At 46.6% G+C, this 1193-nt stretch carries 1 pseudogene; it reads right to left on the bottom strand.

Annotated features, from left to right (window positions below):
- Positions 1 to 183 precede the first annotated feature (183 nt).
- Positions 184 to 1193: pseudogene (gene tnpC / locus C3420_RS17015) on the bottom strand (IS66 family transposase); the annotation flags it as partial.

Here is a 1193-nt window from a genome sequence, read left to right as displayed (position 1 = left end):
GGCTGCTGGCATTGCTGAATAAGTTGATGTTTAAATTCAGCTGTGAAGGTTCGACGGGGCTTTTTTAGCGTTGGTGCACTGTCTATAACTGTCTTTAAATCCATAAATAGGTGTCCACTTAAATTTAGTGGACACTATCGCGGTATTAATGAGTTAGAAAAAGTGGGGTTCAGCGGACGCTTACAGTTCTGCTTCTATCGCATACAGTTTCTGAATCATCAGTAATGCCTGTTCAGCGATCTGACTTTTCCCAGTCACATGCAGTTCATGGAATTTACGACGCGCATGCGCCATGCAGCCCACCTCAATGACATCGCCTGATTTAAAGCGTGCTTTATAACCACTGTAATCATCACAGACCAGATGGCCCTGCCAGCCATTCAGGAACTCTTCTGCATGCTGACCTGAACGGCTATCCTGAAAGTCATAGATCACCGCTTGAACTGGATTGTACTGTGTAGTGGCATAGGCCCAGACATAACCTTTCTTCGGTTTTTTCTCATCATCACTCATCCGCATGATGGTGACCGGCGTTTCATCGGCATGGATCACCCGCTGTTGCAGCACCACCTCTTTTAAGGCATTGGCCAGAGGTTCCAGTTCCACACCGCAGCGACCTATCCAGTCAGATAAAGTTGATCTAGAAAGTTCGATTCCCGCCCGCTGATAGATCAGACGTTGACGGTACAGCGGTAAATGATCGGCATACTTCGATACCAGCACATGGCTGAGCAGTTCAGGTGAAGCAATGCCTTTATCAATCACATAGGCAGGCATCGCTTGCTGAGTCAGGGTGTCACACTGATCACAGACCCATTTGCCACGCACATGCTGTTCCTTATAGAACTGTGCCGGTCTGAAATGCAGTTTTTCACTGATATCTTCGCCGATACGACGTAACTGGCAGCCACAACTGCATTGGGTTGATGCTGGTTCATGCTCAATACGAATGGTGTGTAGATGATCGGGCAGCAGTCGACGTTTAGGTTTATTTGCTTTGGCTTTGTGTGTCGCTGCATCGGTTTTATCTGCATTCAGCCGTTCCAGTTCCAGATCAACGGCTGCAATATCTTCTTCGACCGCTTCATCCCAGAGATGGATTTGTTTTGCAGTGAGATGTTCGTTTTTACTGCCGAATTTGTGCTGTTTAAATAGTGCGAGTTCATGCTCGTATTTTTGATTGAGAATAGAAA

The organism is Acinetobacter sp. ACNIH3 (genome assembly GCF_002918965.1).
In the GTDB taxonomy this organism is placed as follows: domain Bacteria; phylum Pseudomonadota; class Gammaproteobacteria; order Pseudomonadales; family Moraxellaceae; genus Acinetobacter; species Acinetobacter schindleri.
Note: the sequence above shows the minus strand (reverse complement) of the source record. Positions and strands in the feature narration are given on the sequence as shown.